Source organism: Pseudomonas sp. G2-4, from assembly GCF_030064125.1.
Classification (GTDB): Bacteria; Pseudomonadota; Gammaproteobacteria; order Pseudomonadales; family Pseudomonadaceae; genus Aquipseudomonas.
In genome coordinates this window covers 4,884,373-4,897,466 of sequence record NZ_CP125957.1, presented here as the reverse complement: position 1 = coordinate 4,897,466, position 13,094 = coordinate 4,884,373, and the positions used below count along the sequence as shown (strand labels likewise).

At 56.5% G+C, this 13,094-nt stretch carries 6 protein-coding genes; 3 read left to right on the top strand and 3 right to left on the bottom strand.

Annotated features, from left to right (window positions below; translation table 11 throughout):
- Positions 1-77: 77 nt before the first annotated feature.
- The 3 genes from QNH97_RS21310 (at position 78) to QNH97_RS21300 (ending at position 6,107) form a co-directional block, all read left to right on the top strand.
- Positions 78-2,042: a hypothetical protein gene (locus QNH97_RS21310; protein WP_283553780.1), complete on the top strand. Its 1,965-nt coding sequence runs from the start codon at positions 78-80 to the stop codon at positions 2,040-2,042.
- Positions 2,043-2,241: 199 nt separating this feature from the next.
- Positions 2,242-4,446: an autotransporter outer membrane beta-barrel domain-containing protein gene (locus QNH97_RS21305; protein ID WP_283553779.1), complete on the top strand. Its 2,205-nt coding sequence runs from the start codon at positions 2,242-2,244 to the stop codon at positions 4,444-4,446.
- A 170-nt stretch (positions 4,447-4,616) separates the two neighbouring features.
- A complete protein-coding gene (locus QNH97_RS21300) occupies positions 4,617-6,107 on the top strand; it encodes a hypothetical protein (RefSeq protein ID WP_283553778.1) in 1,491 nt (496 codons plus the stop codon).
- A 137-nt stretch (positions 6,108-6,244) separates the two neighbouring features.
- On the opposite strand, the gene QNH97_RS21295 is transcribed toward QNH97_RS21300, so the two are convergent.
- The 3 genes from QNH97_RS21295 to QNH97_RS21285 form a co-directional block, all read right to left on the bottom strand.
- Positions 6,245-11,290 (bottom strand): RHS repeat domain-containing protein, encoded by a 5,046-nt coding sequence (locus tag QNH97_RS21295; protein WP_283553777.1) that lies wholly within the window; start codon positions 11,288-11,290, stop codon positions 6,245-6,247.
- Positions 11,291-11,350: 60 nt separating this feature from the next.
- The gene (locus QNH97_RS21290) at positions 11,351-12,343 is read right to left on the bottom strand and encodes a hypothetical protein (protein WP_283553776.1); all 993 of its coding nucleotides are present in this window, start codon (positions 12,341-12,343) and stop codon (positions 11,351-11,353) included.
- 61 nt (positions 12,344-12,404) lie between these two features.
- Complete coding sequence (locus QNH97_RS21285; protein WP_283553775.1) at positions 12,405-13,031, bottom strand: hypothetical protein; 627 nt, start codon at positions 13,029-13,031, stop codon at positions 12,405-12,407.
- Positions 13,032-13,094: the final 63 nt, after the last annotated feature.

Genomic DNA, 13,094 nt, shown 5'->3' with positions numbered 1-13,094 from the left:
TCGAACTGCCAAACGCGTTTTTGAAGGGCCATGAAACCTCTTCATGGCTTAACCCAAACGGTTTTGGAGCGGCGAACATGGCAGATTCAAGCGCACGTCCAACGGCGGTACAGGTACGGATCGACTATCGCAAAAAGCTCTTCAAAGAAAGCGAGGGGTTGGCGCTGCGGCCGCCCACCGTCGTGGATGCCATCCCCGGCGACGCTGACGGATTGATGCCCGAAAGCAAAATCCACGCCCCATTGAAAATCGAGATCCATGAATGGCCTGATCGTCCGGATTCAGGTAATCCCTTCACCAATAAACTGTACCTGGATTGGAAACCCGCCAGCTCAGACGATTTCTTGCAATTTCATGACGAAGAGGTCCCTGGCACCGACACGCTGCCCTCTGATCGATTTCCTCTGGAACGGACAATCCCGCTAAACATTTTTGAAAACTATGAGGGGACGTTTCAAATCAGGTACCGCGTGAAGCATTGGAACACGCCCGTAGAAACGGATTCACCCGCGGCGCCTATCACCATCGATAGGACAGGGCCCATCAGACCCGGTGTACCAGATCCTATTATCGTTTTAGAACCCCTGATCACGTCGGCCATCCTGGATCGCGATGGTGGTGTCTGGTGCGAAATTCCTGATTTCATTGAGGACAAGAAAGACTTTGTTACCGTCGCTGTTGCCTGGATGGATAAGCTGCCGCCAGCGGACCCAGATCCTGCCGACTTGGCGTACCTGGGAAGGCTTCCTCCGGACCGTAAGATATTGGTGCCCAAAACCATAGTGACGCCTCTGGGCTCGAACATTCATTACGTCGTGTACTTTTTGTTCGACAAGGCGGGTAACCGCAGCGATATGTCTTTCCCGGTCGTCGAAGTCATGGTTGCCCTGGGAAATCTACCGGCCGGTTTGGGTATCCCCAGGGTCCCACTGGCTGCCGATGATCTGATTGATCGTGTCGATGCTGATTTTCCAACCAAAGTTGAAATTGACCAGTACATCAACTGGGATGCCTACGACCTCATTCGCGTTAGGTGGGGCACCACGAAACTTGGTGAGACACCCGTCGGCTCGCACCTTCCTTTCCCGCTGAAAATCACCGTGCCCTGGTTACACATAAAGGCTGAATATGATTTTGACGGGGCTAACGTGCAGGACACGGAAGTGGACTATGAGGTGCTTCGAGGCAGGTACCCGACGGACTCTCCGGGCAAAATCGATGTCAAGGTGGACCTCGCAATCCCCGGCCCGGGAACCGAGGATCCTGGACCGATCAACCCAAATCTGGAGTTGATCAAGTTTCTGAGTTTTTCTGACAGCGATACCGAGTTGACCGAGGACGATATCGGCGAGCCCGCGAAAGCTTTTATAGAGTTATACGATGATCCTGAAGTGGGCGACACGTTAACGCTTTACTGGAACGGTGTGGCGGTGACACCTGCGTATGTCGTCAATGGCAATGAAACCCCTAACGAGGAGGTTGAAATAATCATTACTTGGGACGTAATAAAACAGACCCCGGTAATGTCCCAATTGCCGATGTACTACATCCTGACTCGCACAGGTTTCAATAATAAACCGGAGTCGCGCCGAACAATGATCGACGTCAATGTCGAAGTCATTGACCTAGAAGAACCAAGCTTCCCGGATCAAGACCCTGGCTATCCTTTGAATTGTAATGCGCTGATTGAAAAAGCCGGGGTATGGGGCATTCGAGTGCATATTCCAGCCTCTGAGTATTTGAAAAAAGATGTGGAAGTCAAGGCCGACTGGCAAACCTACGATAAGGATGAACTGGAGCTGCCTGACACTCATTTTCCTGATGATCTGATCGTCAGTGAAGAGGAGGAGAGGGATGGTATCGATTGGTTTATTCCTTATGAAACCTATTTGAAACCGACCTATGAAACCGGCGACCAATATGGCTGGGGCAAAGTTAAATACTCGATCAATATACGCGGTGAGGACGTCAGCTCTGACTTAGTGAGGGTCATGATTGCCGTATTCGAAGATGGCGGACACTGTGTAATCCCCAGGCCTTGAGCGGTTTCCTTGAGTGGTGCCAGGAGGGCGCATGTCCCTCCTGTTGCCAAAGTTAGGGTAATTTTTCCCTTTTTCTTTCGGATAATTCCTACATACCCTGGGGAGCTGTCTCTCTATTATTCGCCGCCTTTGCAAGTTCAAGCGCAGATCGTCGGTCACGGCGAGCCTATTCTTTGAAAGTTAATTATTGCGGTGTCTGATGAAAGCTAACCACTCCTTTGCGTTGCACCCATTGTCGGTCTCCCTGAAGTGGGTGACCATCATGCCGCTTTTGCTGGCAAGCACCTCCCTGCTGGCGAGAACCATCGACAACGACGCGCTGTTGATCGACGGCACCGTGGCCGCCGAAAACTACCTTCTCAGAAACAACGCCAGCCTGACCGCCAATGGCGCGACGACCCATCAAATCCGGGCCGAGAGCGGATCGTCCCTGACGCTCAACGGATCGGTCGTGACCTCCGGTGCGAGCGGCATCGCCATCGACTTGCTCGACAGCAACGCAACCATTCAAGGCAGCAACATCACCGGCACCGGCACTGGCCTGTCGTTGGGCAACGCAGCGGCCAATCCGCAAGGGTCCACGGCAACTGTCACGGGGAGCACTATTTCCGGTGGTAACGTGGGGGCGGTGGTCGGCGGGTTGAGTCAATTGGACCTGAACCAGACCGTGCTGACAGGCACTAACGCGACCAGTTTCGGCCTGCAACTGGCTAACGGACGGGTATCGGCCACCGCCAGTACGATTCGAGGGGGCCTCAATGGCATCGTGATGACCACGGATCAGACGGTATCGACGCCTGGCCGTCTGGTGCTCGATGGCACGACCGTCCAGGGCCTGACCGGTGCAGCGATCGTCGTCAATGATTTTGGCCTGCCTGCCACCACAGCCGAGATACATGTCGGCAACGGTTCCACATTGATCGGTGGCAACGGAAAAATTCTCGAGGTCAAAGGCTCATCGACCGCCAACATGACCGTCGACAACAGCCAGTTGGTGGGGGACGTCATCGCCGACGCCGGGGCCTCGGCCAATGTCACCCTGCAAAACCAGGCAACCCTGACAGGGCGCCTGGAAAATGTTGCCAATCTGGCGATCAATAGCCAGGCCCAATGGAACATGGTGGATAACGGCACCGTGGCGAATCTGTCCATGGATGGCGGGTCGATCAAGTTTGGCAACCCGACCGAGTTCTATAAATTGTCGGTCGGCAATCTGTCGGGCAACGGCACGTTCATCATGGATGCGGACTTCGCCACCGGCCAAGTCGACACCCTTGAGGTCACCGGTACCGCCACCGGCAACCACAAGGTCCTGATGGGTAGCAGCGGCGCCGACCCGACCGGTGCGGGCAACATACCGGTTATCCACATCGCCGCCGGGGACGCCCAATTTTCGATGTTGAACGGTCCGGTGGACCTGGGTACCTATTCCTATGACCTGATCAAACAGGGCGACAATGACTGGTACCTGAATATTGCCTCGCGGGTCATCAGCCCCGGCACCCGGTCGGTACTGGCGCTGTTCAACACCGCGCCGACGGTCTGGTACGGCGAACTCAGCACGTTGCGCAGCCGCATGGGGGAAGTGCGCAGGGACGCCGACAAGGCCGGTGGCTGGATTCGTGCCTATGGCAACAAATTCGATGTCAGCGCCAGCTCTGGCGTGGGCTATCAGCAAACCCAGCAGGGGCTGTCGTTCGGTGCCGATGCGCCATTGCCGATGGGTGACGGGCAGTGGCTGGTTGGTTTGCTAGGTGGTTACAGCAAGTCTGACCTGGATTTGAGTCGTGGCACCAGCGGTACGGTCAATAGTTACTACCTGGGCGCCTACACCACTTGGCTGGATGACGAAAGCGGCTACTACTTTGACGGCGTGCTCAAGTTCAACCGCTTCCAGAATGAATCCAAGGTACAACTGAGCGACGGCAAGAAAACCAAGGGCAGTTATGACAACCATGGCGTCGGTGGGTCCCTGGAGTTCGGGCGACACATCACCCTGGCCGACGATTTTTTCGTCGAACCCTATACCCAACTCTCAGGCGTGATCATCCAGGGTAAGGATTATGACCTGGATAACGGCCTGTCCGCCGAAGGCGACCGTACTCACTCGCTGCTCGGCAAGGTCGGTGCAACTGTCGGGCGCAACTTCAATCTGGGCGAAGGCAAAGTGGTGCAGCCGTATGTTCGTGTCGCGTATGCCCATGAGTTCGCCAAGAATAACGAAGTGCAGGTCAACAATAACAAGTTCAACAACGACTTGTCGGGCTCCCGGGGTGAACTGGGCGCGGGTGTGTCGATGAAGCTAACCGACAAGGTTGCGATGCATGCGGATCTGGACTACAGCAACGGCGACAAGATCGAGCAGCCGTGGGGCGTCAATTTTGGTGTGCGTTACAACTGGTAAGCAGAGCGTTTGCGAGGGGGAAGGATCTGACGAGCCTTCCCCCTCGGCGTTTAAGTTCTTTGATTCGTAACAGTATCGATTGGGTGAACACGGTCATTTAAATTCTAACGCCCGCCGGCCAGGCCATTCACGGTACTCACACCGGCTCGCTTACACGTGAGGGAACAGACATGTCGAGTTCCAGAGACGCAAAGCATGTGGATGAACCTAAGGCGGACCTCGCCCCTCCCGATATTATCGGGGTGCTCGATCCAGTGCCGGGCGGCGAAGAGAACCTTCTGCGCAAAGACGCCTGGCTGGTGCCACTACGGATAGAGTTCGAGCTATGGAGCGATTCCGCGCCAGAGTCAGATAAGGCCGATACCCTTCAGTTGTTCTGGAAGGGCGAAAAGATTGACGAAAAAGTATTGCCAGGGCCTGTTCAAGCAGCGGACCTATGGTTGAATGTCCCATCCCTCAAGTTGGAAGAGGGCGTTCACGCCTTACATTACGAGGTGATTCCCTGGAATACTCCGACGCCGCGTGAATGCGTGCCAGTGAACGTCACCATCGATAAAACCCCTCCGATATTGGCTGCGGATAACAAGCTGGTTTTTCCTTCCGAAGTTCTTCCGCCCAACAAGCTCACTGCCCATTATCTTGAGTTGAACGGCGATGAGGTCAAGGCCGATCTACCCGGCTACACGACGCCCAGGCCCTGGGATCGGATTACCTGGTACTGGGGAAGCAGCCCTGGAGATTTGAATCGTGGTGGCATCATCGAGCTTGACGATAATAACTACGCTGACCCGGTGGTACTTACGGTTCCGAGCCAGTTTATACAGGACCGGGGGAATGGCCTGCGCTATGTGTCCTATCGCGTACAGGACCGGGCGGGTAACTGGAGCCAGTACTCTCTGGCGGTTGAACTGGATGTGGACGCCACTCCGATCCCGCGTGTATTGCCTTGGCCTCGCGTCGAGAACGCCTCGGGAACTGGGGAGCAGCAGACGTTGGGGCCCTTGAACTTTCTGTCCGGGGCGGTAGTGGAAATTCCCGATACAGCGGTCATTTACCCCGGGGAAAAGGTCTGGGTACAGTGGAGTGACCCCGGCAGCGTGGGTGAGTACCGGACAGACCGGGAGATCTCCGCAGGTTCACGTCGTTATCAGATTCCCATGAGTTCGATTGCCGCGTATATCGGCAAGACCCTGCCCTTGTCCTACAGTGTCATCGACCACAAGGACGATGAATTACCTTCTGTAAAGCGAAGGCTGAATATCCAGACAGTCTCCAGTTCTGAATTCCCGATCGTTCAATGCCAAGGGCTTTCCGGCGGTGATTTGAGCCTGCGCAATGTGCCGGAAACAGGCGCAGTGTTGACCCTTGCCAAGTGGGTACTGATGACGACGGACCAGTGGATCATGATCAATATGACAGGAACCGGCGCGTCGGGAGCGGTTGAGTTTTCCGCGGTCCGAAGACGCCAGGTGACTGAACAGGAAGTCAGTTATGGGGTTGGCCAGCGGGGTGATGTGACGGTATCAAGAACCTTTCTGAGTTCGCTGCGACGCCCAGGGCCTTTAACGGGAAAGGTCTATGTCAGTTTCGATGGCGGGGTTACCTGGCCACCGCTGGCAGTGCCCAATTTTCCAATATTGAATTTGCGGTTGGTTGACTGAGGCGGGGAGGTTCAGTGCGCTTTTTGACCTTTGCATAGTAGCTCATCGTGGATACCGGTTGGAGACGCAGAAATAGGCCGAGGGGAAAACTCCCGCAGCGTAAGCTGCGGGAGTTAGGGGGGAGGGGCGTTACTGTTTCAGCGGGAAGTCAATGTGGCTAGATGAGCGCCCGGTGCCAGTTGGTTGTAATGATTTATCCTTATCAACCCTCCGGAAGCTGTCGCTATAAAACGCCCTCCCTGAGCAGGAGGCGCGGGGGACCTTTCATCCGGCACTATCAATGCATTCTGGTCACCGATGTCCTTCTCCGCTCCCAGGCGGGTCGCCAATTCTTTATCTTTTTGTTTTTGTCTCGTGTTAGGTCTACCTGGTTTTCCTATTCCTCCAGATTTTCCTAGGCGTTTCCTGCGGGATACAAATACATATACCCGATTTCCTCGACCAGCAGGACCAGCAGGACCGGCAGGACCGGCAGGACCAGCAGCACCAGCAGGACCAACAGCGCCAGGAGGACCAACAGGACCAATAGGACCGGCAGGACCAGGTAGCCCGTTCGTTAACGACGCCAGCATCGTAGCGCTAGCACCAACCCCTGCTTTAACGGCCGCTGCTGCCTTGGCCGCTGCCAGCGCGGCCCTTACCGCCATTATCCCGGACCCCGCAAGCAATCCGCCGGCTCCGCCTATCGAACCACCGATAGCGGTCAAGGAATCGTCGTACGTGAACGTGCCATAAGCTTGCAGCACAAGACCGCTTGTCTGGACAGCTATCCCGACCAGACCGACCACAAAGGAGGTGGTCAGGCCGATGGTAGCTGGCGCGCTCCAGGGCATCGCTATCACCGTGGCAGCCAGGAACAACGCCGCCACACCCAGGCCGATCCATTGGGCAACGCCTACGCTTTTCTTGGGCTCTTCGATCGGATCCCGATAAGGCGGATCCTCGTCTCGATACGGTGTAACCGGCTGGGCACGGTGCCCGCTGGGGTCGCGCCAGGTGATCGGGTTCCCCCGGCAATAGCCGTAGGGGTTCAGGCCACCGGTGCCGAAGGGGCTCAACGAGTCCGGGCTATGGAAGCGCATCAGCCCCGGGTCATAAGCGCGGTAGCCTTGCCCCAGCAAATACCAGCCAATGACGGCCTCGCGTACTTCTCCGGCAAAGGCCAGCAACCCCTTCAGGCCATTGTCCTCGCGGCGCTCGCCATAGGCGCTATAGGTGGTTTCATGCAGCCCGTCCACGCGCTGCTCGCCGATCACGCTATTGGCGGCATCGGTCAGCAACAGCATGCTTTGATCGGTCGCTTCGGGGGTTTGCTGGCCCAACGGGCGATCACCGTCGTACAAAAACTGGATCAGCACGTCGTCTTGCAAGGTGTAGCTCAGGTGGTAGCCCTGATAGAAACGCAGGGCCTCCGGTTCACTGCCGTGGCGCACCCCAACCAGTTGGTCATGGCCGTCGTAGCGGTAGTTGATCAGCGAGGCCGCATCATCGGCGCTGCGCACTTCCAGCAAGCGACCCAACTTGTCGTAGCGCAGCCGCCGACCTTGTCCATCGTTGAGCTGATGACCCTCGGCGTCGTAGCCAAAGGTTTGCAGTTGCGGATACGCAGCGTGGCTGTGGCTGACTTCTCGCAGTTGGCAGGGGTCATCCGCATCATAGGTGAAACGTGCGTCGTCGATGCTGGTATCGGCAAAACGACTGATGCAACGTTCAATGTTGTCCAGGGCGTCGAAGCGGAACACCTGTTCGATAATGGCATTGCCATAGTGGTCGGTCGGCAACGCTTCGCCTGTGCAGGTGTGGTGGGTCAGGCGGTTACGTGAGTCGTATTTGAAATGTTCTTCCAGTAATGTCTGGCCGGCTTTTTCCAGGCGACGGCTGCGTAATTGATCGTCGTCTTGCCAGACCATGGACAAGACTCTGTCGGCTTCGCCGTCTACCCGCAGGGTTCGTTTGATTTCGCGGCCATGCTCGTCGTACTCCAGCTCGGTGACTAGGCGATGACCGTTGGCCAGGTCGGTGCTGGTACTGCGTTCAAGCAGGCCATCGAGGCTGTAGGTGAACTCGGCTTTCAGGCCATCCAGTTCACCCTGGGTGACCTGTATCAGCCTGCCCGCGCTGTCGTACTGGTACTGCGTTGGCACTGCGCCATCGTCTTCGCGGCGCAATGGCCTGCCTTGCAGTGAGGTGTGATGACGGGTGTTTTGATCGATGCCGTGGCTGTCGTGCCAACGCTCCGAGGCCAGGTGGCCTTCTGGCGTGTACTCATAGTCGCGTTGACCCTGATCGTTGATGGCCTGGGTGATGGCGGCGCTCAGCGGGTCATATTCATAGGTGGATTCGGGGCCTTCGGCCATCGTGATGGCCAAGGGCTGCTGGGTCAGCGGCAGATTGTAGCGGTAGGTCAGTGTCTGATTGCCGGGAGTGATCCGTTGGTGAGGCTGTATATGCCCGCCCTCGTAACGATAGAGCTCACTGCGTAGACCCACTTTGCGTTCGGTCAGCCGCTCGAGATCGTCAAATTGCTGGGTACCCGGCACTACGACCGGTTGCGCGGCGTTACCGGGCGTCACCTGCAAAAGCGTAGGTAATTCACTGATGCTGTAGTCGGCAAAGGTGCGATCGATGCAGTCTTCGTTCGGCAGCACAGTTCGTAGCATGCGGCCCCAGGCATCGTAGGCGTATCGAGTGGTGCGCTGTAGATCTTGCGGTGTATCGCTCTGTGGGTCTCTTAGGGTTTCGACCTCGCGCACGCAATTGCCGTAGCCGTCGTAGGCATAGTCCTGGCAGCCCACCGTATTGTCTTGGGCGTCCAGGCGTCGCACCTTGTCGGGCTGTTCAAAGAGGTTGTAATGGGTCTCGCTTCTTTGGGTCCGCACATTGGGCCGTTCGACATGTTCCTGCCAGGTGCAGATGATCAGGCGGTTGCCTTCGAACCGCTGCTCGCTGAGTTGGGTCACGCCGTCGGGCCCGGTGGCTCGGCACACCGCGCCCCAATCGTCATAGGAAAAATGACTGGTCAAGGGCAAAGGCGCGTCGGCCAGCCAGTCGCAGACGGTCTCGCTGACTTTGCGCCCCAGGGCATCATGCTGGGCGGTGTAGGTCTGGCGCCAGACGAGTTTGCCGCTTTCACTGTCCCGTCGCTGCTGCTGCTCTGCGATGACCCGGTTGGCGCCATCGAACAGCAGCCGGGTCTTGACCCCTTTGGCATCCGTCTGCTCTTGTCCGGCTTGCTGCCCGTCTGCAGACGTCAGGTTATAGACGTAGTGCTGGGAGGCTACGACCGGTGTATCCACAGCCGTGCGTTCTTCCAGCAGTCGGCCCAGTACGTCGTACTGGTAGGCGGTTTTAACGCCGTCGATATTCTCCTGCTGCACGGTTTCGCCGTTGAAGCGGGAGACTTGTGAAGTGGTGACCTGCTGGCTGCCGTTGTACCCGGTCAGGGTCTCTACTGTCTGGTGCAGCGTCTTGGCCCCCAGCTCTCCATCGACCTGACTATAGCGCCAACTGACGGAGGCGGTTTTACCCCTGCTGTCCTTGTCATACAGGGTTTCTTCCTGGCGATCCGGGCGACCATGCAGGAAAGGTTTGTCCGGCATGTCCAGATAGCGGCGCCGGGTGTTCTGCAGCGTGATTTCGGTGCTGCCCAGTACTTGCGTGAGGTCTTCGTTGCATACCGCCAGGAAGCCTTCATCCAGGGTGTTCTCCAGCGGCGGCAATTCCACATAGCGATACCGGGTACGCAGGACCGGTGCCTGGCCTTCATGACCCTCGGCCGGGTGCACCGTCTGGCTGCGCAGGTTACGCACGAAGTCCTGCGGGTCATGGGGGCAGTGCACGTCACCGTCGTCGTCCACGTATCCACCGACCGGGTAGTATTCGTACACGGTGCGCACGCCGTTAGGCTCGCATTCCTCCAGCAGGTTGCCGAAGTTGTCGTAGTCGGTGGTCAGGGTTTCGCTGCGGGCCTGGGTAACATCGCTGATGAGTTCCCATCGCTTTTCCACGGTCTTGGGCAGTTGGAAATACGCCGGCTGTTGCTCGAAGGTCCCTTCGACGGTGTGATAAGTGTTGATCAGCCGCTGCACGCAATCGCCTTGGGTGGTGCATTCCTCGGTGAGCAGGTGAAAACTGTTGAAGGTGCGCTGCACCGTGCGCACAGTCCCGCCGCCGACTTTATGTTTGGCGGTAGAGCCGTAGGTGTAACTGCGATCGGTCTTGTACAGTTGGTCCAGGCCGTTGCTTTCCCAGTTGATGTTGGAGCCGTTGCCGATGAAGTTTTCCAGGGTGTACTCGTAGGTCACTTCCATCGACGGTTGCTCACAGCCGGGGAAGAGTTGATGACGAGTGACCCGTGGCAGGTTCACCCGTCCGGTATTGCCCGGGTAAGGATGGCCAAGGTCGAGGTACTCGATGGCTTCGTGCCCGCCGACCGGGGTCTTGACCTCCGTGATGCAGCTCAGGCCGCGCACCTGCTGATAGTCGAAGCGCCAGCTGGCCTTTTCCACGGTGGGCAGGATGATCTCGACCACCTCACGCCTGGGGTTCAGCTTGAGTTCGAAACGCGCCAGCGGCTTGCCGTCCGCGCCGGCCTCCGGGTGCAGGAGAAACTCGACCCAGGAGTCATCACTGGAGCGGTTGATCTGCAGCAGCGCGCCCAAGTCGTCGCTGATCGATTCCAGGCGCTGACCGTTGCCAAAGCCTGTGTAGGACAAATCGACCTTGTGCCCGGAGGCGGCATGGATCTGCACGGGCAGGGCGACCTCTCCATCGCCGCTGCCACCGACCTTCAGGGTTTCGATCAAGCCGGCCTTGTGCACGACCCGGTAGATGTCGTTGCCGTCGTTGAAGAAGTGGAAACTGTCGAGTTTCTTTTCCTTGATCTCAGGCTTGGTGCCGCTGCCGGTGACCTTGAAGGTTTCGCCGGTGGACAGGGCGAGGATGCGGTCGCCGGGAGTGAACTGGGACAGGTTGAGGTTCCAGCCGACGCCAAAACCCGAGTCCAGCTTGTTGAGGGGGTTGAACACCAGTTTCAGCGGTACGGCGGGGCCGCAAAGGTCGTTGGTCTTGAGTTCCGGCAGGTCGATGGCGATGGTGTACTGACCGGTGCGCGGGTCGACGCTGGCGGACAGGAAACTCATGAAGTTGAAGGCATTGGAGTTTGCCACATTAGACGTTGTCATGGCGGCTTACCTAGGTTGAGTCAAGAGGGGCGGCCAGCCGGAGAGCAGGCTGTCGGATGCTTATTGCAGGGTGGCGCAGCGATAGCGGGTACTACCGTTTTCGTCGCCTTGGTGCCATCTGCCGATAAGAAACTGGTTAGTAGGGCAGCGGAACTCAGAATTGGCTTCTTTCATTGAATCGCTCCAACCGTGGGGCGTGACCGTCAGGTTTCTGCCAGCATGGGTGGCCGGTGCGCATCCGTAATAGGTGTCCGCATTCTCGTCACCGATATGTTCGCGGCCGATCATGACTCTATTATTCGGACAGACGAAATAGATGCCGGCGGACTCTTTTATACCAGTGGATTTTGTAATGGTTTGTATGACTACACTCGCCCCGGACTGAACGGCCGTGGCACACTCATGGTAGGTGTTACCCTGTTCGTCACCCATGTGTTTGCGGCCGGTCATGATTTGGTTGGAATGGCAAGTGAGATTAACGTGGTCTTCTGGATGAGACCCGGACCATGAACGATCACGCTCAGTCGCCGCCGGCGGCAACGGAACATTGAATGCTCTTGAAGCTACTATTTTGATACAGGACAGCTTGTCGAGCACCTCACCGTCTACTTTTTGATACTTGTTTTCCAGCAGAAGGCCGGGGCCGATAATGACGTTCCGGTTGTAATCGAATAATGTAGTGATTTTCGTTATGCCGACTGTCGTTGATTTTTTTGTGGTTCTTAATTTTATCCAAAAATCTTGGTCTGAGCTGCTTTCGGAACACCAGTTATCATCGCTCAAAAAAATTTTAAGGGCCGATGGGAGCTCAACAAACTCAATAGTCCGTGCTACGAACCCCTTGCATTTCGTGCCGAATGCCTCTAGCTCATACCGATATGTTAAGCCACTACCTTCAGCAGGAATTTCCAACGAGCAGGTAGCGTCATCTTTATCGCGAAGAATGATGATAGCGCCAGTGGCAGGAGGCTCTGAAGTGGCCATCGCTACAGGAAGCAGGGTTAGGCCGAACAATAGGGCGAAGCCGTAGGCGTGGAAAGTAGTGCGGATCATTTTATATACCCGATGTCAAATGGAAAGACACGGCAGCAGGCTGTCGAGTGGATATTGCTGACTAGTAAAGTGTTGCACATTGATATTGGGTCCAGCCGTTTTCATCGCCTCGGTGGCCACGCCCCGTCATGACGGTATTTGCAGGGCAGGTGTAACTGCTGTTGGACTCCTTTATATCGTCTGTCCAGGTGCGATTACCCACTTGCATGGGATCGCCCCAGGCATCAATGACTTTCCCACAGAAGTACCAAGTCGGGCCATTTTCATCATGGTAGTGGCCACGGCCGGTCATAACCTCGTTAGTGGGGCAGGCAAACTTATACTCACTGGATTCGTTATTATATTTCGCCGTGTATTCTAATTTTGTATTGACGGTCAGCGGCGTGTCATTTTGTTTAAGACTCGCACATTTATGCCGGGTGCTGCCGTTTTCATCGCCATCGTGCTCACGTCCCACCATGACTTTGTTGGCCGCGCATTTTATATACCCTTGTCCATCTACGCCTTCTTCGTACGACTTGCTCTCCGATCTTGAGTTCGACCAGCTGCTGTCGTGCGTTACAATGGTTGAGGCTTTAGTATCTGCAGCACTCCCATGAGCGCTGAACAAGAGCATTATAACCAGCGCAGTCATGGGGAAATGACGGTCGTTGAATGTTGAACCTATCCCAACTGATAAACGATTCATGATGTTTGCTCTCAAATGAGGATCGCGTTGAGGGAGCGGGCTGAAGAGACGGTAAACGTAAAA

What these genes read in the sequence shown, in the direction of transcription:
- QNH97_RS21295 (WP_283553777.1), bottom strand. Translation starts at nt 11,290, where the DNA reads ATGACAACGTCTAATGTGGCAAACTCCAATGCCTTCAACTTCATGAGT.
- QNH97_RS21285 (WP_283553775.1), bottom strand. Translation starts at nt 13,031, where the DNA reads ATGAATCGTTTATCAGTTGGGATAGGTTCAACATTCAACGACCGTCAT.
- QNH97_RS21310 (WP_283553780.1), top strand. Translation starts at nt 78, where the DNA reads ATGGCAGATTCAAGCGCACGTCCAACGGCGGTACAGGTACGGATCGAC.
- QNH97_RS21305 (WP_283553779.1), top strand. Translation starts at nt 2,242, where the DNA reads ATGAAAGCTAACCACTCCTTTGCGTTGCACCCATTGTCGGTCTCCCTG.
- QNH97_RS21300 (WP_283553778.1), top strand. Translation starts at nt 4,617, where the DNA reads ATGTCGAGTTCCAGAGACGCAAAGCATGTGGATGAACCTAAGGCGGAC.
- QNH97_RS21290 (WP_283553776.1), bottom strand. Translation starts at nt 12,343, where the DNA reads ATGATCCGCACTACTTTCCACGCCTACGGCTTCGCCCTATTGTTCGGC.